The following is a 24,534-nucleotide window of genomic DNA, read 5'->3' on the forward strand; positions in this document are numbered from 1 at the left end:
ACCTCAGCCGCGCTCGTATTTTCCGACCTTCTGTTCGATGGCGCCGAAAATCGAGTGGCCGGTGCGATCCTTCATCTCGATGCGCACGACATCGCCGAATTTCAGGAACTGCGTTTTCGGTGACCCGCCTTCGATCGTCTCGATCATGCGCAATTCGGCGATGCACGAATAGCCGGCCCCGCCTTCGGAAACCGGCCTGCCCGGCCCGCCCTCGAGCTTGTTGGAAACGGTGCCCGAGCCGATGATCGTGCCGGCCGAAAGCGGCCTCGTTCGCGCGGCATGCACGATCAGCTGCGGGAAATCGAAGGTCATGTCTATGCCGCCATTGGCCCGCCCGAAGGGCTCGCCATTGAGATCGACGTGGAGCGGCAGATGCAGTTTCCCGCCATCCCAGGCTTCGCCGAGTTCCTCCGGCGTCACGGCGACCGGCGAGAAGGCGGAAGACGGCTTCGATTGATAGAAGCCGAATCCCTTGGCGAGTTCTCCAGGAATGAGGCCGCGCAGGGAGACATCGTTGACGAGCATGACGAGTCGGATCGCGGCCCTTGCTTCCTCGAGCGTCGCGCCCGTGGGCACGTCGTCGACGATGACAGCAATTTCGCCTTCCATATCGATGCCCCAGCCATCGTCGGCCATAAGGATCGGATCGCGTGGGCCGAGGAAACTGTCGGAGCCGCCCTGATAGATCAGCGGATCGGTCCAGAAACTTGCCGGCATCTCGGCATTGCGCGCCTTTCGGACGAGCTCGACATGATTGACATAGGCCGATCCGTCCGCCCACTGAAAGGCGCGCGGCAGCGGCGAGGCGGCGTCGTGCTCATGGAATCGCATGGTCGGCTGCGCCCCGGTCTCGATCCCCTCGGCGACGCGCTCCAGCCGCGGTCCCGCATGCGCCCAGTCGTCAAGCGCCGCCTGCAGCGTGCGGGCGATATGCCCCACCTCCGAGCAGCGGGTCAGGTCTTTCGAGACCACGACGAGCTTGCCGTCGCGGGTGGAATCTTTCAGCGTTGCGAGTTTCATGGAGTGGTGTTCCCGATGCGTTGTTGATTCTCGCCGGGGCGGCGCGGATATTGCAGCATGTCACGGTTCGGCGGCGGAAGTCACTTGATTCCCGGCGTGCCGTCGAATTTCCGTTCGAGGCCGGACCAGCAATCCATGTAGTCGTCCTGCAGAGTCTCGAGCTCTGCCGCAAACGTCGTCAGCTGCTGGGGGAAGCGGGTCTCGAACATGAATGCCATGGTGTTGTCGAGCTTCACCGGCTTCAGCTCGCCGTCCGACGCCTTCTCGAAGCCGGAGAAGTCCGGTCCGTGCGCCAGCATCATGTTGTGCAGGCTCATGCCGCCCGGAACGAATCCTTCCTCCTTGGCATCGTAGCGCCCGTAGATCAGGCCCATGAACTCGCTCATGATGTTGCGGTGATACCAGGGCGGGCGGAACGTATGCTCGGCGACCAGCCAGCGGGGCGGGAATAGGACGAAGTCTACATTGGCCGTCCCCTCCTCTCCGGAAGGGGCCGTCAACACCGTGAAGATGGACGGATCGGGATGGTCGAACAGGATCGCGCCGACCGGCGAGAACGTCTTGAGGTCGTATTTGTAGGGCGCGTAATTGCCGTGCCAGGCGACGACGTCGAGGGGCGAATGGCCGATCTCGACCAAATGGAAGGAGCCGCACCACTTCACCTGTACCCGGCAGGGCGTTTCCTTGTCCTCGTAGGCGGCGACCGGCGTCTTGAAGTCGCGCGGATTGGCGAGGCAATTGGCGCCGATCGGGCCACGATCCGGGAGCGTGAACTTCGCGCCGTAGTTCTCGCAGATGTACCCGCGCCAGACCTTCTCCTCTCCGAGGCGCGTGACCTTGAACATCATGCCGCGCGGTACGAGGCAGATTTCAGACGGCTCCACCTCCATCCTGCCGAGCTCGGTGAAAACCTGGATCGCGCCCGTTTCCGGAACGATCAGCAGCTCGCCGTCGGCGTTGAAAAAGTAGTCGTCCACCATGTCGGCATTGAAGGCATAGGCATGCGCAGCCATGCCGGCTTGCGTCAGCGCATCGCCCGCCGTCGTCATGGTGCGGATGCCTTGAAGAAAGGTCAGGCTCTCCGGGGGCGCCGGCAAAGGACTCCAGCGCAACTGCCCGAGCGCCAGGGAATGCTCGCCCACATGTGGCGCCGTCTTCCAATGCGGATAGTCGATCTTGCGGAAACGCCCGGTGTGGCGGACGCTCGGTCGGATACGGTAGAGCCAGGAGCGCTCGTTGGTGCCGCGCGGTGCCGTAAAGGGTGAGCCGGACAGCTGTTCGGCATAAAGGCCGTAATTGCATTTCTGCGGGCTGTTCTGCCCCTGCGGCAGCGCTCCGGGCAGGCTTTCCGTCTCGAAGTCGTTGCCGAATCCAGGCATATAGCCGGCTGTGCGCTGCTGACCCGAACCTACCCGCCGCTGTTTTTCCGCTTTCTCCAACATGGCTTGAGCCTCCTCTTCTCTTCGCTATATTAGTTACAACCGTAACTATCGATTTTGTAACTATCAAGGAAGGAAGGCCATGGCCGAAGAGCGGTTCGAACTGGAGAACTTCCTGCCCTATCGGCTGAACCGGGCGGCGGAATTCGTCGCCTTGCGCTTTGCCGCACAATACAAAGCGCGTTACCAGCTGACGCGGCCGGAATGGCGAACGCTTGCGGCACTCGGCAGCTCCCGCCGCAGCATGACGGCAACCGAAATCGGCGCGCACTCCGCCATGCACAAGACGAAAGTAAGCCGCGCGGTCTTCAGCCTCGAGCAGCGCCGCTGGTTGAAGCGCGAGCAGGACGGACGAGACCGCCGTTTCGAGCATCTGGCGCTGACGCCGGCGGGCCGGCAGGCCTTCAGGGAGCTGACCGAGCTTGCGAGCGACTATCAAACGGAGCTGCATTCCGTGCTTGGGGCAGAGAATATAGAGGCGCTTTCGCAGGGCCTGGGCGCCGTGGAACGGGCGATAAACAATCCTAGCGAGGCCCTTCCCTAGCTCTGCCGCCTACCCCTTCATCCGCGCCGGTATCGGCAGACCCTCGAAACTCTTGAGCGTCTCCAGCACGATCGATGTCTTGACGTGCTGGACGCTGTCATGCGGCAGCAGGACCTCGTTGACGAAACGGGAGAGCCCGGCAAGATCCGGCGTCACGACGCGCAGGTGGTAGTCCATTTCACCGGTCAGCGCATAGGCCTCCAGCACCTCCGGCAGAGCCGAGACGAGATTGCCGAAACGCTTGGCATTGTCGCGATTATGCGTGGCCAGCGTGACCGAAATCACCACCATCAGATCAAGCCCCAGCTTCTGACGGTCGATCTGCGCCTGATAGCCGGTGATGAATCCTTCCGCCTCCAGGCGCGTACGCCGGCGCGAACATTGCGAAGGAGACAGCGCGACGCGCTCGGACAATTCATTGTTGGTCAGATGACCGTCGCGCTGCAGTTCACTCAGGATCTTGAGGTCGAATCCGTCAAGCAGCTCCATTCATGCACCCTCAAACGCTTCTCTGCACAATTCATGCGCCGATCACCGCGAATCGCGCAAGAATACAAGCACCATGCATCGGAACTGCGCCATAATCCAGCAGAGTTTGGAGGATAAGAGGAGACTGACGATGGGCCCGTTCCCCCATGACGCACCGCCGCCGGCGATTTCGGCGGAAAACCCCGCCGGGACGGACGGTTTCGAGTTTGTGGAGTTCGCCCACCCGGAGCCTGAGAAGCTTGCGGAGCTCTTCGGCCGCATGGGCTATTTGCCGGTCGCCAGGCACAAGACCAAGGACATCACCGTCTGGCGGCAGGGCGATATCAACTATGTCCTGAACGCGGAGGCCGGATCGCATGCCATGCGCTTCGTTGGCGAGCACGGGCCCTGCGCCCCCTCGATGGCCTGGCGCGTCGTCGACGCGAAGCACGCCTTCGAACATGCCGTTGCCAAAGGCGCCGAAGCCTATACCGGCAGCGACAAGTGCCTGGACGTGCCGGCGATCGTCGGCATCGGCGGCTCGCTTCTCTATTTCGTGGAAACCTACGGCGAAAAGGGATCAGCCTATGACGCCGAGTTCGAATGGCTGAGCGAGCGTGATCCGAAGCCGGCCGGAGTCGGCTTCTACTATCTCGACCACCTGACCCACAACGTCTATCGCGGCAACATGGACAAGTGGTGGGCCTTCTACCGCGAACTGTTCAATTTCAAGCAGATCCATTTCTTCGACATCGATGGCCGCATCACCGGCCTCGTCAGCCGGGCGATTACCTCGCCCTGCCGCAAGATCCGCATTCCCCTGAACGAATCGAAGGACGACACGAGCCAGATCGAAGAATATCTGAAGAAGTACAAAGGCGAAGGCATCCAGCACATCGCCGTCGGTACCGAGGCGATCTACGATGCGACCGACAAGCTCGCCGCAAACGGTCTGAAGTTCATGCCGGGGCCGCCGGAAACCTATTATGAAATGTCCCATCAGCGTGTTCACGGACACGACGAGCCGATCGACCGGATGAAGACACACGGCATCCTGATCGATGGCGAGGGCGTGGTGAACGGCGGCATGACGAAGATCCTGCTGCAGATCTTCTCGCGAACGGTGATCGGTCCGATCTTCTTCGAATTCATCCAGCGCAAGGGCGACGAGGGCTTCGGCGAGGGCAATTTCCGCGCATTGTTCGAATCGATCGAAGCCGACCAGATCCGGCGCGGCGCCCTTGGCCACGAGGCCGCGGAATAGCGGCTGCGCCGCAGACACGCCGCGCGGCAGCCCGCGCGTCAAGGCCTGTTGAGATTCCGGCCACCCGCCGCCGCTTGCCTGATTTCCGGATTCCTGTGCTCGTCACAGGAATCCAGCCAGGCCAAGTCCTTGGGCTGAAAGAACGCTTTCCGCGCCGCAGACGTGGCGCTGCTCTCATCCCTATGACAAGCACGAGAGAGATCGCAGTCCTCCGAAAACTTTCTACAGCGCCGCGCGTCTTATCAGACGCGCAAAGGGCGCTGTTAGCACCTTGGACTGCTCAAGGCTCTGACGGTCAGTTGCGCCAGCGCGTCGGCGACGGCGTGCGGGAAGGGCCCAAGCCTCCGTCGTTTCTGAAATAGCGGGAGGCTGCCTCGGTGCGATTGCGCACGTTCATCTTCTTGTAGATGTTGCGCACATGCACCTTGACGGTGTTTTCGGACAGTCCGAGGCGATCTGCGATGATCTTGTTCTGCGTGCCCATGCAGATGAGATCGAGGATCTGGATTTCGCGTGTCGTGAGGACGACCTGGCCAAATCCTTTCCCGCGCTCCGGATCGACGCCTTCAGAGGCCGTCTCGTCCTGGGTGGCGAGGTCCCGCTCTCCAGGATTCTTCGGCGCAAGGCGCCTGAGCAGTGCGGCGGGAAAATGTTCGCCGCCCTTCATCAGGAGGTCGATGGCGGTAAGGCAAACGTCGAGGTGGAGATTCAAGGGCAACACGCCGTGGATCATCCCCTCCTCGACCAGATGCGAAACCGATGCGTCGATCCCTTCCGCGTTTTCGACCAGCAGACCGACGGCCGCTTTCGGGTGGAACTCATGAATCATCCTGATGATCGATGGAAAGTTCGCCATCGGCACGCGGTAGAGCATGACCAGCGTCACACCTACGAGGTTGCCGTCCAGAAGGCTGTCGGCGTCCGAAAGCCGCACCACTTCCTGGTCCTGAAAACGTGCGCCGATCGCCTGGGTCAGACACTCGGCGAAGAGGTCCGTCCTGGCTAGCATGACTATTTTGCTTTTTTTGGGTGTTACACTTTTGCTGTCTTCGAACCCGCCCAACCCCGAACTCGCACGATACATTATCCCCTCCTCGGACTTCCCCTTGATTTTTACGGGTTTTTTACCCATGTGGAGAAAGGCCCGCGTTGTGAAAATTGCTTGGATTAAAAAAATTTCTGGAAAAAAAGAATTTATGTTGGCTAATGTATCGTAAATATGGGGGATGTAAAACCGCCCAAAAGGATTAGGTGGCGGCCACAATCCTGTCTAAATCGTTCAAGAACGAACCAATTTTGGGCGAATCCGCGAAATTCGTGCGGGATCGGCAACGCCGCTCTTGCCTTTCGCCGGACCCTCGCTTTTGAGGGGTGAACCGCACCCGGCGCCTCGTCAAACCCGATATGGTCGTCGTAGTAACTCGGACAAGAATTCGCCACTCCGTCCGACGAGGTCGATACTCACATCGGGTTATCGCGAAGGTAATGCGGGCGCGGTCAGTTCGGTCGATCGCGTGCTGAGGCAGATGCCCGACGCACTTTCCGCCAACGAACCCTGCAGCCGGCCTTCGCTCCGCAATTCAAGCGTGCCCGGGCAAACGAACTGCACGACCGAGATTACGATTGTCAAGTATTTTCAGTGCGTTAGCTGACCGCATCGATCGAGGTACATGCACAGGCATGGCGAGGCGATCGCGAGCTGCACTCGAAACGAGTGCGTCGGTTGCCGCGCATCGAACATCGAGCGAAAAATCCGAGATGGGCCGGCGCCGAGTCTCATAACCACAATAGGTAACTTTCACTCGACTGCGTTCCAGATCAAACTCCAATGGTCGCACCAACATTCTGTGCGTCTTCGGTCGTTGTTTCGCGTAGAAGATCGGAAATATAGATATTTACGTTTATATGACAAATATTATGACTATGCGTTACCATACGTATGAATTTAGGTGCTTAGTATCGCGCTGAAATGACATTGCAAGCAGAGACGGAAGATTCATTTCCGCTAAACCGCCAAAAGAGCCAGCGCCTCAAGAATCCTATAAAAGATGAAGGGTTTCGGTGCTGGCTCCCCCTCTTATGAGGAAGTGCTTATGCCCGATTCCTCACAGAAGAATCTTGGGCTCCACGACAACTTCAGTGCCGATGACGAGCTGAAGACGGGTGCGCTTGCCGATGGCGTAGCGATGAACACGTCCAGCAGGTCGGTTGCCGGTGGCAGCACCAGTCTCACCGAGACCGCCGGGGGTGACTTTGCCTTCTCCCTCGGCGACGGCTTTTCCTTTTCCCTGAATGTCGACAATGTTCTGGGCAACGGCGCCAGCATCTACGAAGCCGGGTTCAGCCTCGCCCAGGCCAATAGCCTGGCCGATCAGGACCGCGCCTATGACGCCGGCAAGAGCGGCAATACCGATCCCGGCACAGGCAGCGGAGAACCTGGTGGCGACGGCCTCACCACGGACGGTTGGGATCTCAAGGGCGACGAGGGTGCATCCCACTCCTCGACGGAGACGCCGCACGGCCCGGCAAGTCCGGACTTCCACCACGAAATCGTCCAGGGCGCGAACCTTCTCAGCAACGCCGACGTCAGCACCACCGTTGGCGATCCGGGCGTGACCCCGGCGGGGTCGGATAGCGACGTCGAATGAACGACCGGATGCACCGGCCGTGCTGGATACCGGTCGCGGACGAACGCCAGCACGTTTCCTTCACTCGTATCCGATTGAAGAAAAAAAGAGGTTAGAGGCACCCTTTGTTGCGGAAAGGGGAAGGATCGGACCATGCATTCGGAGAAGATCAACGAGATCGTTGCGCATTTCATAGGGCTGTTCAACACGGCGATTGATGACGCTCGTATGAGATTTGAATACCTGCAGGGATATGAAACCCCGAAGACTGCGCAAAAGGAGGACTCCGACGACGTACAGTCGGCTGATTTCCGGTCTGACTTCGCGTTGAAAAGCTACGATCCCGAGATCTCCTACGAACTCCGGGCTTACGACATTGCCCGGCTCGACTCCGCCGATCATGCCGCCCCGTCACGGCATCACCTCGACCAACCGGCCGCCGCGGCGCAAGCCGGACAGGTGGATGCCCGGTCCAGGGAGGACCACGGCATCTCCGGCAACGGCCCCGAGGCCACGGATACGATGCCTCCTGCGGGTCCCGACCCGGGCTTCAGCCATATCTATCAGGCAAGCACCCTCCATGACGACGATGTCGTGAACCTGACCGGAATGCTTGGGGAGCCGCGCAACCTGACGCATGTGGACCAGACGCTCGAAGTCTTTCTCGCGGAAGCCCTTGAAGCCTCGCCCTTCGCGCAGATCGGCGCCGCCGAAGCGCCCGCCTCTTTCGCCGCGGTGGCTGCGAAACTTGAAGCACTTGCCTCCCTTGCGGGCGCCAGCCAACAGGCCGTTCCGCCCGCGCCCGCGACAGGCGGACCGGAAAACCTTCCGCAGGCCTCCTCTCCGGACGAATTGGTGAAGAACGAGGCGGGCGATGCCGTTCTCATCGCAGAACGCATCGAGGGCACCTATGTCAACGGCACCCGCGCCGACGCCGCGCCGGAACTGCGCGACAACCTTCCGGGGCGAGAGCACACTGCTCACCCCGCCGGGACGCCTCTAGCCAAGCCGCTCCAGAACGGCGACCTCGACATCCATGCGGGAACCAATGTCGTCGCCAATGTTGCCAGCGTCGTCGGCGCTGTGGAGGCCCCACCCGTGACCGCCGTGATGGGTGACTACCATCAAATCGATGTCATCTCGCAATCCTACGTCTATGCCGACAGGGACACGCTCGACGGCGCGATCTCCGGTACATGCGCGACGATGACCACGACCGTCGCACTGAACATAGCAAGCTTCGGTGGCGGAGAAACCGGGGCATGCCTGCCCCAGGAAGCGGAGATTCCGGCCGAATCTTCGACATTCCCGACAAGCTGGCGCGTGAACGTCGTCGAAGGCGATCTTTCCATCGTCCATTGGGTCGAGCAGTACAACTTCGCCAGCGACAATGACAGCCTGACCGTTACCAGGACGGGTGCGGAGACGACCGTGCTCAGCGGCGGCAACACGGCAGTGAACGTCGCGTCGTTTCTCGGCATAGCCGAGCACTACGATCTGATCCTCGTCGGCGGCCGCCTGGTCGATCTCGACATCATCAGCCAGATCTCCATCCTCTACGACAATGACGAGATCGCAGGCGTATCCGCCGGCAAAGGCATCGCGCTGGACACCGGCGGCAATCTTGTCTGGAACATGGCCTCGATCGGTAACGTGAGCTCCGGCGTCCGCTTCGAGGCGATGCCGGACTACTTTCATGAGGCCGCCGGCCAGATGCACGAGGGCGACGGCACATTGCCGGACGAACTCCTGCGCGACAATGCTTTCGAAGGCTATGCCGACCTGCACATCCTGTTCATCACCGGCAATCTCTATGACGTCACGATCGTCCAACAGGTCAGCATTCTCGGCGACGCCGACGCCGTCTCGTTTGCCGCGGGCAGGTTGCTCGAAGACGGACCGGAGGCCTCGGTCGCGGTGCATACGGGTAACAATGGCGTCTTCAACGTCGCAGAGATCATCGACTCCGGCGGGACGACCTATGTCGGCGGCGAGATCTATTCCGACGCAGTGCTCATCCAATCGGGAATAGTCGACGGAATGCCGGACCTTCAGCGGGACAGTGACGGTCTGACGACCGAACTCATCGCCTTTATCGGCGAGGATACGGCGCCGCAGGGCGGAGACATGGACGGCGATCACGGCACCGACCTGTCCGGCAGCCAGTGGAGCGACGTCATGCATACGATACTGGCTTGAAGCCGATCCGCTTCGAGCTCTCAGGGTTGCACAGCTTCGAACGGAGATCCGTTGGACGGTCCTGACCGAAACGACTTCAAGGGCCAAGCGCAGGGGAGCGAGCATGAACGACATGTCGAAGTGGTATGCCGGGCGAGGCAAGCCGCAGCGCCGGGATGTCGCACGGCTGGAGCTGCCCGAGATAGCCGAAGCCGAGGCTGTGGCACCCTTCGAAAGGCCGCCAGGGCCGAACGGAAAGGCAGACGCGGCAAGGTTCTCGGAGCAAAAGCAAGCATCGGCATCGGCCGATGCGTGCCGCGACGAGGGCGACGTTCCCAAGGTGGAAAGACGACAGGCCCCGGGGCTGCCGCGAACGATCGAAAATCACCCGGGCCCGATGAAGCAAGACGACCTTCGCCCGGTTGAACGCAGCGCAACAGGTGAAGGGAAAGCGAGCGAAGACGGCGGCGGCAGGAGCACGCTTCACAAGCGCATGGGACCGGCGAACTTCGCCGCCAGCCTGCACAACGGCATGGCCGCTGTCCGGCGCAACATGCTGATCGTCATCGCTTTCACCCTGGCCATCAACGTCCTCGTCCTGGCCATCCCGATCTATTTGTTCCAGATCTCCGACCGGGTCCTGACGAGCCGCTCGCAGGACACGCTGGTCATGCTGACGGTCGCCGTGCTCGGCGCCGTGGCGCTTCAGGTCATTCTCGACGCGATCCGCCGCTTCATCCTGATGCGCACCGCCGTCGAAATCGAGGTCCAGCTCGGCACACCGATCCTCAGTGCGGCAGCCCGGGCCTCGCTGCACGGAAGCGGCCGGGACTACCAGATATTGGGCGACCTGCAGCAGCTTCGCGCCTTCATCACCTCCGGCACGCTTACGGCTTTCCTCGACGCTCCGCTGACACCGCTCTTCGTGATCGTGGTCTACCTCATACAGCCACAACTTGGCATGATCGTCATCCTGTGCTGTACGGTTCTGATCGTCATCGCCTATCTCAATCAGAAGGCGACGACAAAACCATTCAGCGAAGCCAATGCCTCGCTCGGCCGGGCCAATTTCCATCTCGATTCGATGGCGCGCAACGCCCAGATCATCAATGCGCTGGCGATGATTCCGGAAGCGGTGAGAATGTGGGGCCAGGAGACGGCGGCCTCGCTCAAGGCGCAGGTCTACGCTCAGGACCGCAACATAATCTTCACCGGCGCATCCAGGGCCGTGCGGATGTTCACCCAGGTGGCGCTTCTCGGCTGGGGAGCGCATCTGGCGATGGAAGGGCAACTGACCGGCGGCATGGTGATCGCCGCTTCGATCATTGCCGGGCGTGCGCTCGCGCCCGTCGAAGGAGCCATCGAGGGCTGGAACCAGCTCAACCACTCCCGCGCCGCCTATCAGCGAATCAGGCAGCTCTTGCTCACCTCGCCCTTGAACTTCCCGCGGCTGCGTCTGCCGAAGCCGGAAGGCCGGCTCGACGTCGAGCGCATCCTCTTCGTACCGCCGCCGCAGAAGCGCGTGATCCTGAACGGCATCTCCTTTTCGCTGGCAAAGGGGGAATCGCTTGCGGTCATCGGCAATTCCGGCTCCGGCAAGACCACCCTCGGCAAGATGCTGGTCGGCTCGATTCTGCCCACATCCGGCAGTGTTCGTCTCGATCTCATGGATCTGCGCAACTGGGATCAGCGCCAATTCGGCGAAAGCATCGGCTACCTTCCCCAGGACGTTCAGCTCTTTCCGGGAACGATCAAGGCAAATATCTGCCGCATGCGTGAGGATGTGGACGACAGCATGGTTTATGAGGCGGCGGTGCTCGCCGACGTGCACGAACTGATCGCAACCTTTCCGCAAGGCTACGAGACCGTGGTCGCCGCTGACGGCGCCCCGCTGTCGGGCGGTCAGAAACAGCGCATAGCTCTGGCGCGCGCCTTCTTCGGCAATCCGAAATTCGTCGTTCTCGACGAGCCGAATTCGAACCTCGACAGCAATGGCGAGGCCGCACTTGCCCGCGCGCTGGTGCATGCGAGGAAGGAGGGCATCACCACCGTCACCATCACGCAGCGCCCTGCTCTCCTGCAATGTGTCGACAAGATCATGGTGCTGCACGAAGGAACGGTGGCGATGTTCGGCGCCCGAAACGAGGTGCTCGCCGCGCTTGGCGCAAAGGCCGAAGGCGACCGCGGGCAATCCCGCATTCACGGAGATTGACGATGCAAAGCGACAGGCGGAGCACCGAACCTCGAAATCCGACGGAGTGGTATGCCGAGGTCCCCCGTTCGATCCGGCTCCACAGTCTGGTTGGCCTGGCGCTGATCGCGATCTCCTTCGGCGGTTTCGGCTACTGGGCTTTCGCGGCACCGCTTGCCGCGGCAATCATCGCCCAGGGAAGCTTCGTCGCCAACGGCAACAACAAGATCGTCCAGCATCTGGAGGGCGGCATCATCGAGGAACTGCTGGTCGCCGAGGGCGACAAGGTCAAGGCCGGCGACATTCTCGTGAAGCTCGATCAGACGGTCGCCCGGGCCAACGCCCGTATGCTCAACCTCAAGCGCCTCCGCCTGGAGGCAGTCGTCGGGCGGTTGAGGGCGGAGGCGGTGGGCGAAGATGCCTTCAGCGTACCCGAAATCGTCGCCCGGCAGGCCGACGATCCCGACATTCGCGCCATCATGGAAAGCCAGAACGTCAATTTCCAGAGCAAGAAGATCAAGCTGCGCGACCAGCTGAACCTGATCGACCAGAACATTCGTTCGCTTGAATTCCGGGCCAGGGGATACGCTCTGCAGCAGGCATCGTTCAATCGGCAGTTGGAGATTCTCAACGAGGAGCGGGAGGCCAAGAGCAAGCTCGCCGACAAGGGCCTGATCCGGCGCCCGGAACTCATGGCGTTGGACCGCGCGATCGCCGACGCGATCGGCGAGATCGGCCGGCTCGAATCGGAGGTCAAGGAGAGCTACACGCAGATCGACCGCTACCGCCAGGAGGCGGTCATCGCCGTCAATACCAACAAGCAGGCGGCGCTCGACGGCCTCGAAGCGGCCGAGGCCGATCTCGACAGCGTACGCGAGCAGGTTCGCGAGGCGTCCGAAGTGCTCGGCCGCGCCACCATCCGTTCGCCTGTCGACGGCACCGTCGTACGCAGCTATTTCCATACGGCCGGCGGGGTCATCGCAAGCGGAAAGCCGATCATGGAGATCCTGCCGGCCAATGTCCCGCTGATCATCGAGGCGCAGCTGCTGCGCACCGCCATCGATCAGCTCAAGGTCGGCGAAGATGCCACGATCCGGCTTTCGGCACTCAACCGCCGCACGACGCCGGTGCTGAAAGGCAAGGTCTTCTACGTCTCGGCGGATTCGATCGAGGAGGAAGTAGCCGGCGGCCAGCAGCGCGACGTCTATATCGTGCGCGTCGAAGTGCCTGCGAGCGAGATCGGACGCATCCACGGCTTTCACCCCGTGCCCGGAATGCCGGCCGAAGTGTTGATCACCACATCGGAGCGCACCTTCTTCGAGTATCTGACGAAGCCCATCACAGACAGCATGTCGCGCGCGTTCAAGGAGACCTGAATGCAGGACGTCTATGGAAGACGGTTTCGATCGGCGGAATATGCAAGTGCGCAAATCCGGTTCCGGCGCATCATTCTCGGGACCGCTTGGAGATCGCCATGGCGGCTGCACAGGATGTGCTTTTGCTCGTTGGTCGCCTGAACTACGTGTGGACCAACACCGAAAGCCTGCTCATCTACGTGATCGCCCACCTTCTGGGGGTGGAAAAGGACGCGGCCATCGTCGTTTTCCTGACGCTGAATACGACCCGCGCCCGAATCGATCTGACAGAGCGCCTGGCGAAGCTGCCGCGGATCCCGGCGGCGACTCGCGACGAGGTGCTCGCCATTACCGTGCGGCTGAAGCAGCAATCGAAGATGCGCAACAAGTACAATCATTGCATCTACTCCGTCGACGAGCAGGGCGAGATTTCGAGCACGCAGTTGATGCGGCTCGTCGAAGGCGAGAAGGACGTGCGCTACGGCAAGGTCGAACAGCTCGATGCCCGCGAGTTGGCGCGTCTCGACAATGCGGTTCGCGAGATCACCGATATCAGCAGACGTCTGTGGACGTTCATTCGATCGAGACCGAACTTCGACGAGCGCTCGATATAGGGGAGCAGCCGAATACCGGCACTCGGTAGTTGTCCTGCGCAGTTGGACGGTGTATACTGAACAGAAGCATTATTGTATTCAATTATTCACTAACGTAACGATTTTGGCGTGTATCGAGTATATTGCCGCAAAGAGACGACAATGACAGTCCACGTTATCGACTGCATCGAAGAATTTAAAAAAAATCATAGAAACTGGAACAAGATATATCGTTCAGATCCGGAAGCGCACGCTTTTCTCTCCTGGCCCTGGTTGCAGGAATACCTTCCGCACCGCGAGAGGTGGCTCATTCTGGCCTGGAAAAACCGCGCCGCCGGAAAACGGTACGACGCGTTCCTGCCGCTCGAGCTGGCGACCTCTCAGGACGAGGACACGGGTCTCTTCGTCGACGAAATTCTGATGATCGGCAATCACGGAACCGGACGCACCGGTTTTCTCTGCGCACCTGGCCTTGAAAGCGAGGCGGCGGACGCATTCGCCGGCATCCTCGCGTCCGAAAACTGGACAAGCATCCGATTCGACCGCTGCGGCGCGGCCTCGGCGCGGCTCGAACGGTTGCTCGATGCCTTTCCCGAAGGGGAGTTTGCGCGCGTCGACACCGTCGACGAGGGAGAGAGGATCGACGCCTGCGGGCGTCGCCTCCGCAGTATGCTTCTTAGAACCCTCACGGGCAGGAACCTGCGCGACTGCCTCAATCGCCGCAGCCTGGGCATCGTCTTGGAGCGGGCGGTGGCGCTGCACGCCTTCGGCGACTTCGACGGAGCCGAAGCGGGCTATCGGCAGCTGATCCGCACCGTTCCGGGACATATCGAGGCGCGCTGTCGCCTTGCGCATCTCTTGAGCGACGTGGGCGAATATGGAGAGGCGGAGCATCTTTATCGCACCTTGCTGCCGGCAGTGCCGAACGCGGACGACGTTCTCCACTGGCTCGGCGACACGCAAATGGCGCAGGCATTCTACCGCAAGGCGGGCAAGACGTTTCAAGAGCTGCTTGCCCGCTACCCGCATCGAGGCATCCTGCGCTACAAACTCGCGGTCGCGCGCTTGGCTTCGGGCCAAAGGGATGCCGCTATCGCCACCTTCCAGAGCTTCCACGACATCGTATCCGACGACGCGAACCACGTCCTCTGCAAGACGAGGGCAGAGGAGATCCTGATCCGCCTGAGGGGTGTCGCCGGCATGGAGGAGCAGGATGAGGAGCAGGAGCCCGAGCCGGAGCAGGAGATGCAGGCGCACGAGGATGCGATTCGGTTGACGGCAGCTGCGCAGCCGCTCCTGACACCTCTGCTGCCCGCCGGCTCATCCGCCCATCTGCATGCGAGACCGTCGCCATATGGCTGGAAGGCCTCGAAATTGAAGCACTGAAACCGGTTCCTGTCCGCACCCCGCCACAGCGGCGCGTGCTGCCGGGGCGCGCGCAGTCGCTGCGGGATCTCGATCATGTTGATCGAATCCAACAGGTTGGAGCGGGATGCGGGCGGAAACGGCACACGCTTTTCCGCATCCCGCTCAGCTTTAGGAACGCTTCTGAATGATCCCGTAGACGACGTTGCGGTTCGCACCGAACTGCACGCGCGCTTCGATGGCTTCCCTGTCGGCGCTGGCATGAATGATCTGCCACATGTCGAACTCCGATCGAAGCAGCAGCGCCCAGTTCATGAAGGTTTCCATGTAGCCGTCGACATGGATGTCGCGCGCGAAATTGGCAAAGAGGAAGACCCCGTTCGGCTTCAGCATTTCCAGGCATCTCCGCGTGAGCTTCACCGCCACCTTTTCGGTGAGGTAGTCGTAAAGCCCGGCGGCATAGATGAAATCGAACTGGCCGAGCTCCTGTGACCTGGTCAGAAGACTTTTGACCGACCCGTCGACTGCCTCGATGCGAGTTCCCGTGAAGTCGCGCGCGATCGAACCGACGCTCAGCGGATCCTGATCGAGGGCGACCCACCGTTTCAGGCTACCCTCCCGCAAGGCTGCCGAGCGGTTGGCCTCACGCAGGTGCCCGGCGGCGATCGTCAGGATCTCGGCCTCCCCTCCCCGCGTCGCCGCAATCTCGTCGACATGGCGCGTCAGCAGGTCGCGCCGCTCCCGCACGGCCACCGAAGATGAGGCGTCCTTGGTGTAATCGTAGAGTGCTCGCCCGAGCGGCGTGGCCCTTGCGACATTCCCCGCAATGCTCGGATGTCCATAGATGAAGTCGAGCAACTGGGCGTCGCCGGAATAACCCCGGGGCTTTTCGAACGACCAGCGCGTAAACGGGTCCTGGAGGAAGAATTCCGACACCGTGTGATTCTGGATCAGTGGTATCAGCTCCTGCCAGACGCTCGGCTGATATTTATTGCGCACATCATGAAGAGACCCGGCAATCCGATGTATTATCTCCGCAGGGTCTCGCTGCTGCTCGAACTGTTGCTGCGCGATGTTCAGAATCAGCGCAATCTCGGCCTTTGCTGTCGCCAGCTGTTCTTCGTAAAACTCGATTCTCTGGGAATTGAATTCGGTTGCGATGGCGGCGGGCGTAATAAGGCTCTCGCCGTCTAGTACGATCTGAAATTGGCTCACGCGTGACTCATCCGTTAACTGTTTGTTAACATTATGCCCAGGACCCGGCACCGCGCCAGCCGGGTTTCAAGTTTTCGAATAATATGGTTAATAAAAACAGGTATTGGATTGTTTCAATACACTATTGAGCGCTCTTCTGATCTTTGACAATTCAGCAAAACTTAATTTGCCTCGACTATTGTGCCGGACGTTCCTGACTGTCTTCGTAGGGTGCTTGTTGGGATTGGATGGGGCGTGAAGCGACAAGAGCCGGAAAAGGAAAAGTGTGTGCGGTTTTCCGCCCGCACCCCGCGTCTCAACTTTTTGGAATCGATTACGCTCATGGTTTCAGGTCGAACCGATCTAAATCATCGTGATCCAGGACGCGTCGACCGCCGCAAGGAGTTTCAGCCTCGCGGCGGGCGGCGCAAAGCGATTGGGATCGGTGCATGAGGCACACGTTGGCCGAGGGAATTGAGATCGATCTGCAGGCGCAGCCGCCCAGACTGCAATCTGTAGAGCTGCAAACGCTCTATCGCAGAGAAGGCGAAGTCGCGCGCCGGACGGCAAGCCGCCAGGGCCTCTGGGTGGCCGTGGCCGTCTATCTGCTGTTCGCGGCCACGGATATCCTGCTCGTTCCCGACGTCGCGTTTTATGCAATCCTGGCGCGCCTTGCGGTGGGCGCTACGGCGATTGCCGCCATCGAGGTGTTGTTTCGGCTGGATGCCGAGACGAAGTGGTTCGATCTCACCTGCGCAGGCGCACTGGTGGCGGGTTATTGGGGTTGGCTGTTTCCGTCGCTGATGACCAGCCAGACCGAGAGTATTTCCTATTATATGATCTTTGGCGCGATATTCATGATGGGCGCCAATCTATTCTTCAGTTTCCACTTTCGCCTGTCGGTCGTAACCTCGGGAATCGTCCTCGCCACGTTCTTTCTTGCCTTGGTATTCTATATACCGAAAAGCGTATCCTATCAGGTCGCCTTCGGAACCTTCTACGTCTCGTGCTTCGTCTTCACGTCCTATGTGAACTGGAAACTCAACCGGGAGCGCTACAAGGTCTTTCTCAATGCCTTCGAGGCGAAGATCCAGCAGAAGGAAGCCTCGGACCGCGGAAAAGCGCTGCTGCGGCTGTCGCATACCGATTCGCTCACGGGCCTCGACAACCGCCGCGCGGTCGATCAGAAGCTCCGGGACTATTGGAGCGACTGGCAGAGAGGCGGGAAGAGCTTTGCGGCAATCCTTATCGACGTCGATTTCTTCAAGAGGTACAACGACTTTTACGGCCATCAGGAAGGCGATCGCTGCCTCGTTCTCGTTGCCAATGCGCTGAAGGAGTCGATCGCGCCCTACGATGGGTCGATCGGCCGTTATGGCGGCGAGGAATTCATCGTGCTGGCACGGCTGAAGACGCGGGAGCAGGCGGCGGATCTGGCGGAAGCCGTACGGCACAGCGTCGAGACCCTCGCTCTGCCGCACGAACAGCGGCGCGACGGCATGTCGATCGTGACGGTGAGCGTCGGCGCGGGTTTCACCCGCAACCAGATCGGTTCGAAGCTCGAGAGACTGATCCATGAGGCGGATCGCGCTCTCTACGGGGCAAAGGCGAACGGCCGCAACTGTGCGCGCCTCTTCGATCCGAACGACCCGCAAAGCAGCGACGAGAGCGAGAACATCGCCGCGCTCCTGAAAATTGCGATCGACCAGAATCTCGTCTCACTGGTCTATCAGCCCATACGTGACGTCGCCACCGGCCGCGTTGACGCGGTCGAGGCCCTGATGCGGCTGAAGATGCTGGACGGCACGTCCGTCCCTCCGAGCCTCTTCGTGCCGATTGCCGAGCGGACCGGGGCCATCCTCGATCTCGGCCGCTGGGTGATAGGCGTGGTGTGCCAGGAACTCCTGGCAAGCGAGCATGTGCCCGTCGTCAGCGTGAACGTCTCGCCGATCCAACTGAGATCGCCAGGCTTCGCGGCTTCGGTCGCTGCCATTCTCGGCGAGACCGGTGTGGCCGGCAGCAGGCTCGCCTTCGAAATCACCGAGGGGCTCGAGATGGAGATGCATTCCGATATCCTGCGTTGCATCGCCGATTTGAAGACGCTGGGTATCAGGATATGGCTCGACGATTTCGGAACCGGCTTCGCCGGCCTGTCATGGCTGCGCCTGATCGACTTCGATACGGTGAAGATCGACCGATCGTTCCTTCACGACTGCGACACGCCCAAGGGCAAGGCGATGCTCAGGGACATTATCGGCCTGGTGCGAAACCGCGGGCACAAGATCCTGGTCGAGGGTGTCGAGACGGAGGAACAGCTCGCGCTCATGCGGCAATTCCGGATCGACCACGTCCAGGGTTTCCATGTGGGGCGGCCCGCGCCTGCGCGAAATTTCCAGCCGCCCCCACCGACAGACAAGCGCCGGACCCGCGCGGGTCCGCATTGATCGGACCGACGGGCAAGGGCGGAGGGGACGCTCCCCCCATCCTCTTCGCAACCGCTGTACGACCGCGGATCGCTACTTCCGCGCGAGGCTGAAGGAAAAATGACTGCCGCGGTGGTAGTCGACGGAATAAACGACCGGCACGCCGCTTGCATTGAAACAGGTCTCGCGGATCAGCAGGGCCGGCCCGAAATCCCGCAGATCGTTGCGCTCCACCACGTCCTCAGGAAGCATTACTGCCGTGACCGTAGCAGCGGACATGCGCGGCCGGTGTCTGTACTGCTCGAGCAGATCGAGCAGCGAGCCGCCCCATTCGATGTCATAAAGGCGGTTTGGAATGATGCTGCGCGGGATGTAGTCGAGACAATAGAGTATCGGCTCGTCCTTGTGCAGACGCAGCCGCTCGAGACGGATGACGCGTTCGCCATTTGCAAGCTGCAACTGCCCCGCCGTGACCACGTCGGGCATTTCCTCGGCGATCGAGAGTACCTTGTTGACGGTCGCATAGCCATAATGGCGCGTCATGTCGGTGACGCTCTCGAAGACGGTGATCGGCCTTTCGACATGGACCGCAGACATCGCCGACACGAACCGGCCGCGGCCGTGCTCGACATAGATGACGCCATCCTGTTCCAGTAGTTTCAATGCCTCCCGCAGCGCCGGGCGGGAGATCCTGAAACGCTCCGTGAGCTGCGCCTCCGTCGGAAGCTTGTCGCCCGGAGCGAGCCCCTGCTCCCGGATCAGATCGGCGATGCGGTCGCGAAGCTGTATGACCAGGGTGCGCGTGTCGCGAAGCGGCTCGGGCAATTCCTCTCTCCAAATGACGGCAAAATATGATCCTTCTTGTCTGACAAATCCAGGAAGGTCAAGGGACAGTTCTGCTACCCTATATCCTTACGGGAGCTCGCTGGCAGAAGGTGTATCCGGCCGATTATCTCCCTTGACATTCTCAGGCAATGTTGTCAGTTGTCTTACAACATTGCCGGTGCCAGCCGGCGATCGCCACCAACTGTCGAGAGAGAACCATGCTGAATTTTGACGAACAGAGATTTCTACGCATTCAGTCGGGCGCCGTTGCCCTGCGTCAACGCCTGGACGACGTCATCGTCTCCTGCCTTGAAAAGGGTGCGGAAAACGTCTTCTTCCTCGGGACCGGCGGTGCCGCCATTCTCATGCAGCCGGCCGCCCAGTTGCTCCAGCGCAGGTCGCGCTTTCCGGCCTTTATCGACCTGCCGGCCGAGCTCTTCATTACCGGTTCGGTCAACCTGACGGAAAAGTCGATCGTCGTCATACCGTCGCTCTCCGGCACGACCAAGGAGAGCGTGGCTCTGCTGGCAAAGGCGAAGGAGGCCGGCGCGACAGTCCTGTCGCTGGTGGGTCACGAGGAAACGCCCCTCGGCAAGGGTGGCACCCATGCCTTCGTCAACTTCGCCGAAGACGACACGTCCTGCGAGTCCTTCTACCTGCAGTCCCTGTTCATCGCGCTGTCTATCATGCGTCACCGCGGCGAGATCGAGAACTACGACCAGATCGCCGCTGAACTGGAAAGACTTCCTGAGCTTCTCCTCGAAGTGAAGCGCGGCTACGAGGACAAGGCCGAGGCCTTCGCCCGTGTTCTGGCAGGCTCCGATTACCACATCATCACAGGCGCCGGAAACGCCTGGCCCGAGGCGTTCTACTACGGCATGTGCATCCTCGAAGAGATGCAGTGGATCCGGACACGCCCGGTCCATGCCTCGGACTTCTTCCATGGAACGCTCGAGCTCGTGGAAAAGGGCGTCAGCGTCATCCTCTTCAAGGGCGAAGACGCTCTGCGGCCGCTTGCCGACCGGGTGCAGAATTTCGCGCCCAACTACACGGACAGGCTGACGGTCCTCGACACGGCGGACTTTGCGCTGCCAGGCATTTCGCAAGAGGTGCGCGGCCTCGTTTCGCCCATCGTTCTTGCAACCGTGCTCGAGCGCATCAGCGCGCATCTCGAAGTGATGCGCAACCACCCGCTGACGACGCGGCGTTACTACAAGCGCGTAGCCTATTGAGCATAGACGCCCAATGAACTAGCACGGTCGCGACTGCTTCGGCATTCGCGGCCCTGCTGGCGAAACAAGAGAATTCCATGACCAGATTCCGATTTGCGGCCGTCGGCGACAATTGCATCGACCGCTATCGCGCGCCGCTTAGCCAATCCTATGTCGGCGGCAATGCCATCAATGTCGCCGTTCAACTTGCAAGGCTCGGCCACGGATCCTTCTATTTCGGCGCCGTCGGCCGCGATTCCGACGGCGCCCAGGTTCGCCGACTGCTGCTCGCGAACGGCGTCAATGTCGACCACCTGCTCGCGCGCGACACCAACACGGCCTACACGGATATCGACGTGACACCTGCCGGCGACCGCATCTTCGTTCATGAAGACTTCGGCGCCTGTGCCGGATATCGCCCCGATGCCGGCGAGATCGAGCTGCTGAAGACCATGGACCATGTGCATATCGGCTGGCTGGACGACGGCGGCGTGTTGCGCCGTGCGCTATCTGCCGCAGGCGTCAGCATCTCCCAGGACGTCTCGGTCAATGCGGCAGCCGCAGATCTCGACGTCGACGGCCTTTCGATCGCCTTCGGTTCGGCCGGCGAGGACGAAAGCAGTGCAGAGAGGCTGGCCGGCGAATTTCTCGCGCGCGGAGCCTGCCTTGCGGTGGTCACGCGTGGTGCGCTCGGCTCGCTCGCGAGCGACGGCACCAATATCGCATCTGCCGGCATTCGTCCGGTCGAAGTCGTGGACACGACCGGCGCCGGCGACAGCTTTATCGCCGGCTTCATCGCCGCCCGCCTGGAAGGGCGCACCCTTGCCGCATGCCTCGCAGCCGGCAGGGACCTGGCCGCGAATACCTGCACGCATGTCGGCGGCTTCCCGCAGGAACCGCAATCGATCTGACGTCGGCTTGCCTGCGTTGCCGGTGCCATCGCCGGGAACGGCGGATCAATGGGGTCGCATCGTCGCCCTCGCCGCCTCCGATGGAAGACCCATTGGGGCGATGGACGCCTTCATCGCCGCCATCGCCGCGCACCGACTTACCCTGGTCACCCGCAACACCAAAGACTTTGAAACGACCGGAGTGCGTTTGTTCAACCCCATGGTCTGAGGGGGCCGATACATGACCCCGTATCGCCCTCTGTGCCTTCACCGACAACCGGCACCGCCAGCGGCGACGGCAGCGCACAATCCTGCGATATGCATCAGTGCAGGAGCTGGCTGAGGAACAGGCTCGCCCGATCCGTCTTCGGATGCGCGAAGAATTCGTCCGGTTCGCCCTCTTCGACGATGCGGCCCTGATCCATGAAGATCACCCGATCCGCGACTTGGCGTGCGAAGCCCATTTCGTGGGTGACGCAGACCATCGTCATGCCCTCGTTTGCGAGCGCCACCATGGTGTCCAGCACTTCCTTGACCATTTCAGGGTCGAGTGCAGAGGTCGGCTCGTCGAAGAGCATGACCTTCGGATTCATGCAGAGCGCCCGCGCGATCGCGACGCGCTGCTGCTGTCCGCCCGAAAGCTGGCCCGGATATTTGTTCGCCTGCTCCGGAATGCGCACGCGGTTGAGATAGTCCATCGCGATCTCCGTCGCCTGGGCGCGCGGCAAGCGCTTGACCCACATCGGCGCCAGAATACAGTTTTCGAGGATCGTCAGGTGCGGGAAGAGATTGAACTGCTGAAACACCATTCCCACTTCGCGCCTGATGGCATCCACCTTGCGCTCATCTTCGCCGACTTCGACGCCACCGACGACGATGCGGCCCTGCTGATGCGCCTCGAGCCGGTTGACGCAGCGGATCAGCGTCGACTTGCCGGAACCGGAGGGTCCGCAGATGACGACCTTCTCCCGCGGCGCGATGGACAGGTTGATATCGTCAAGGGCATGATACTGGCCGTACCACTTATGTACGCCGCTGAGTGTGATCTCCGGCGAAGCGATGTCGATCGATGTGGGCATTGTTGTCTCCAGGATTATTTCAGGACGAGCCAGCCGGAAAGCACGATGACGAGGGCGCCCGCGACCGTGTGCAGTTCGATGGGGGCGGCAAAGAACAGCGCCCCGTAGAGGCAGCCCCAGACGATCTGGCTGTATTGGAAAGGCGCAACCACCGAGGCGTCGCCCATGCGGAAGGCGCGCACCAGCAGCAGATGACCGCCGAGCATGAAGAGGCCGGCGAAGAAGGCGATCAGCAGATCGCCCGGCCCGACCGGCGCCAATCCGCCGCCGATTGACGCAACCGCCAGCGCGACCGCCGCGAGCACGACGAGCAGCGTCGAGACGAGGGCAAGGTCGCTCTCCGTCGCCCTGGCGCGCCGCAGCAGCACGAGCGAGAGCGCAAAGACGAGAGCCGACCCCGCCGCCGCGGCGTGGCCCGGATTGAGCGGCGCGATCCCCGGCCTGAGCGCAACCGCAACACCGAGGAAGCCGACGACCACGCCACACCAGGCAACGATGGACAGGCGTTCCGCCAGCAGGGCGAAGGCCAGCACCGCCACAAGAACCGGAGTGAGGAAGGCGAGCAGATAGGCTTCCGACAGCGGCAGCACCGAAAATGCGTAGTGGATCAGGAGCGTATCGACGGCGAGCAGGAACGCCCTCAGGAGCGCAAGCCCCGGATGACGCGGTCTGAGCGACGCCGTGGTGCCGGTGACGCCGGCGTAGACGGCAAGCATCGCGAGCGCCGCGAGCGTCACCATGAAGGTCACCTGCGGCACGACGAAGCGCTCTGCGAGAAGCTTCACCAGCACATCCGTGCCCGAAAAGACGGCGAACGCCAGGAGGCCCAGGGCGGCAGCGCGCAGGTTGCGCGGCATGCCGGCCGCGGCCGGCGCGACAGTCGCGTCAACGGACATTGAAGCGCCCGAACCGTGCTTCGATGCGCGATTGCATATATTCGAGGCCGATCGAAAGGATCCAGTAGATCATCGAGGCCGTGATCAGCATTTCGATGTGGCGGAACTCGGTCTGTCCCTGGGTGCGGGCGAGATACATCAGCTCCCAGACGCCGACGACGGAGATCAGCGAGGAATCCTTCAGCATCGCGATGAACTGGTTTCCGGTCGGTGGGATGATCACGCGCATCGCCTGCGGCAGGATCACCAGGCCCATCGTCTGGCTCGGGTTCAAGCCGAGCGCGGTCGCGCCTTCCGTCTGCCCCCGCGGGATGCTCTCGATCCCGGCCCGGAAGATTTCGGTCATATAGGCGCCGTAGCACAGCGAGAGCGCGAGGATGCCGGCCGGCACGGCGCTGATGACGTAGCCCACCTGCGGCAAACCGAGATAGATGATATAGATCTGCATCAGGAGCGGCAGGCCGCGAAACAGCGACGTGTAGAAGGTGGCGAGGCCGTAGATCACACCGTTCTTCGACAGTTTTGCAATCGCGCCCACAAGCGCGATGACGGTCGCGACGGCGATCGAGATCACCGAGATGTAGAGCGTGGTGACGACGCCCTGCGAAATCAGGAAGCTGATCTTCTTTGCGATGAAGGCAAAGGAAAGATTGAAGGAATAGAAGAAGAGCATCAGCAGCGCGAAGAGCTCCAGCCAGACGCCGACCACCTGCCAGGGGCGAGGCAGCTGCCGCAGGGCCTTCCAGTTCAGCGCCGCTATCACGGCGATCATCACCGCGCTGACCAGCCGCCCGAGCGCGGGATTGGCGGCCAGCCACTCCGAGCTTGTCGGCAGCACGAGGCCGATCCAGGCCGGGCTTACACCCAGGCTGTAGATCGTCAGGGTTATCAGCGCGAGCAGGAGAAACGTCCCGGTGCGCCGCGCTGCATCCGGATACGTCAGAATCATACGACCGATCATTTGGTTCTCTC

General features: G+C 61.4%; 20 protein-coding genes. 11 read left to right on the forward strand and 9 right to left on the reverse strand.

All coding sequences use genetic code 11. From position 1 onward, the window contains the following. Positions 1–3: 3 nt before the first annotated feature. Complete coding sequence (locus CN933_RS20720) at positions 4–1,020, reverse strand: fumarylacetoacetate hydrolase family protein (protein WP_018099358.1); 1,017 nt, start codon at positions 1,018–1,020, stop codon at positions 4–6. Positions 1,021–1,100: 80 nt separating this feature from the next. After that, positions 1,101–2,462 carry a homogentisate 1,2-dioxygenase gene (hmgA, locus tag CN933_RS20725; protein WP_018099357.1) on the reverse strand — a complete coding sequence of 454 codons (1,362 nt, stop codon included), beginning with the start codon at positions 2,460–2,462 and terminating at the stop codon, positions 1,101–1,103. 79 nt (positions 2,463–2,541) lie between these two features. On the opposite strand from hmgA, the gene CN933_RS20730 reads away from it, so the two are divergent. Beyond that, the gene (locus tag CN933_RS20730) at positions 2,542–3,003 is read left to right on the forward strand and encodes a MarR family winged helix-turn-helix transcriptional regulator (protein ID WP_018099356.1); all 462 of its coding nucleotides are present in this window, start codon (positions 2,542–2,544) and stop codon (positions 3,001–3,003) included. A 9-nt stretch (positions 3,004–3,012) separates the two neighbouring features. On the opposite strand, the gene CN933_RS20735 is transcribed toward CN933_RS20730, so the two are convergent. Next, the gene (locus CN933_RS20735; protein ID WP_018099355.1) at positions 3,013–3,492 is read right to left on the reverse strand and encodes an Lrp/AsnC family transcriptional regulator; all 480 of its coding nucleotides are present in this window, start codon (positions 3,490–3,492) and stop codon (positions 3,013–3,015) included. A 130-nt stretch (positions 3,493–3,622) separates the two neighbouring features. Between CN933_RS20735 and hppD the strand changes: the two genes are divergently transcribed. Beyond that, positions 3,623–4,735 carry a 4-hydroxyphenylpyruvate dioxygenase gene (gene hppD, locus CN933_RS20740; protein WP_018099354.1) on the forward strand — a complete coding sequence of 371 codons (1,113 nt, stop codon included), beginning with the start codon at positions 3,623–3,625 and terminating at the stop codon, positions 4,733–4,735. A 295-nt stretch (positions 4,736–5,030) separates the two neighbouring features. Here hppD and CN933_RS20750 read toward each other — a convergent pair whose 3' ends face one another. Next, positions 5,031–5,819 carry a helix-turn-helix transcriptional regulator gene (locus tag CN933_RS20750; protein WP_018099353.1) on the reverse strand — a complete coding sequence of 263 codons (789 nt, stop codon included), beginning with the start codon at positions 5,817–5,819 and terminating at the stop codon, positions 5,031–5,033. A gap of 1,009 nt (positions 5,820–6,828) precedes the next feature. On the opposite strand from CN933_RS20750, the gene CN933_RS20755 reads away from it, so the two are divergent. The 6 genes from CN933_RS20755 to CN933_RS20780 all read left to right on the forward strand — a co-directional run bounded on the left by CN933_RS20755 (position 6,829) and on the right by CN933_RS20780 (position 15,065). After that, positions 6,829–7,383 carry a hypothetical protein gene (locus CN933_RS20755; protein ID WP_018099352.1) on the forward strand — a complete coding sequence of 185 codons (555 nt, stop codon included), beginning with the start codon at positions 6,829–6,831 and terminating at the stop codon, positions 7,381–7,383. Positions 7,384–7,515: 132 nt separating this feature from the next. Next, positions 7,516–9,561: a hypothetical protein gene (locus tag CN933_RS20760; RefSeq protein ID WP_018099351.1), complete on the forward strand. Its 2,046-nt coding sequence runs from the start codon at positions 7,516–7,518 to the stop codon at positions 9,559–9,561. 103 nt (positions 9,562–9,664) lie between these two features. Continuing rightward, positions 9,665–11,752: a type I secretion system permease/ATPase gene (locus CN933_RS20765; RefSeq protein ID WP_018099350.1), complete on the forward strand. Its 2,088-nt coding sequence runs from the start codon at positions 9,665–9,667 to the stop codon at positions 11,750–11,752. Positions 11,753–11,754: 2 nt separating this feature from the next. Next, complete coding sequence (locus CN933_RS20770) at positions 11,755–13,107, forward strand: HlyD family type I secretion periplasmic adaptor subunit (RefSeq protein WP_018099349.1); 1,353 nt, start codon at positions 11,755–11,757, stop codon at positions 13,105–13,107. Between the two features lie 98 nt (positions 13,108–13,205). Continuing rightward, positions 13,206–13,700, forward strand: coding sequence for a hypothetical protein (locus tag CN933_RS20775; RefSeq protein WP_018099348.1), 495 nt, complete (start codon positions 13,206–13,208; stop codon positions 13,698–13,700). A 141-nt stretch (positions 13,701–13,841) separates the two neighbouring features. Further along, entirely contained in the window at positions 13,842–15,065 is a 1,224-nt protein-coding gene (locus tag CN933_RS20780; protein WP_102762224.1) for a tetratricopeptide repeat protein, read from the forward strand. Positions 15,066–15,215: 150 nt separating this feature from the next. Here the strand turns inward: CN933_RS20780 and CN933_RS20785 are convergent, their stop codons facing one another. Next, positions 15,216–16,259 (reverse strand): class I SAM-dependent methyltransferase, encoded by a 1,044-nt coding sequence (locus CN933_RS20785; protein ID WP_018099346.1) that lies wholly within the window; start codon positions 16,257–16,259, stop codon positions 15,216–15,218. Between the two features lie 428 nt (positions 16,260–16,687). Here CN933_RS20785 and CN933_RS20790 point away from each other — a divergent pair, with 428 nt between their 5' ends. Beyond that, on the forward strand, positions 16,688–18,682 hold the full coding sequence (locus CN933_RS20790; protein ID WP_018099345.1) for a putative bifunctional diguanylate cyclase/phosphodiesterase: 1,995 nt from the start codon (positions 16,688–16,690) through the stop codon (positions 18,680–18,682). A gap of 72 nt (positions 18,683–18,754) precedes the next feature. Here CN933_RS20790 and CN933_RS20795 read toward each other — a convergent pair whose 3' ends face one another. After that, on the reverse strand, positions 18,755–19,486 hold the full coding sequence (locus tag CN933_RS20795) for a GntR family transcriptional regulator (RefSeq protein ID WP_018099344.1): 732 nt from the start codon (positions 19,484–19,486) through the stop codon (positions 18,755–18,757). 218 nt (positions 19,487–19,704) lie between these two features. Here CN933_RS20795 and CN933_RS20800 point away from each other — a divergent pair, with 218 nt between their 5' ends. Both CN933_RS20800 and CN933_RS20805 read left to right on the forward strand, forming a co-directional pair. Further along, positions 19,705–20,718 carry an SIS domain-containing protein gene (locus tag CN933_RS20800; protein ID WP_018099343.1) on the forward strand — a complete coding sequence of 338 codons (1,014 nt, stop codon included), beginning with the start codon at positions 19,705–19,707 and terminating at the stop codon, positions 20,716–20,718. A 77-nt stretch (positions 20,719–20,795) separates the two neighbouring features. Beyond that, positions 20,796–21,608 (forward strand): PfkB family carbohydrate kinase, encoded by an 813-nt coding sequence (locus tag CN933_RS20805; RefSeq protein ID WP_018099342.1) that lies wholly within the window; start codon positions 20,796–20,798, stop codon positions 21,606–21,608. 302 nt (positions 21,609–21,910) lie between these two features. Here CN933_RS20805 and CN933_RS20815 read toward each other — a convergent pair whose 3' ends face one another. From CN933_RS20815 to CN933_RS20825, 3 genes are read right to left on the reverse strand one after another with little or no spacing between them, the layout of a single operon-like run. Continuing rightward, positions 21,911–22,666, reverse strand: coding sequence for an amino acid ABC transporter ATP-binding protein (locus CN933_RS20815; protein WP_018099340.1), 756 nt, complete (start codon positions 22,664–22,666; stop codon positions 21,911–21,913). A gap of 14 nt (positions 22,667–22,680) precedes the next feature. Further along, complete coding sequence (locus tag CN933_RS20820; RefSeq protein ID WP_018099339.1) at positions 22,681–23,562, reverse strand: DMT family transporter; 882 nt, start codon at positions 23,560–23,562, stop codon at positions 22,681–22,683. After that, positions 23,552–24,523 (reverse strand): amino acid ABC transporter permease, encoded by a 972-nt coding sequence (locus CN933_RS20825; RefSeq protein ID WP_026169099.1) that lies wholly within the window; start codon positions 24,521–24,523, stop codon positions 23,552–23,554. Before CN933_RS20825 ends, CN933_RS20820 begins: the two co-directional genes overlap by 11 nt. Positions 24,524–24,534: the final 11 nt, after the last annotated feature.

The organism is Sinorhizobium sp. M4_45 (genome assembly GCF_002885915.1).
Taxonomy (GTDB): domain Bacteria; phylum Pseudomonadota; class Alphaproteobacteria; order Rhizobiales; family Rhizobiaceae; genus Sinorhizobium; species Sinorhizobium meliloti_A.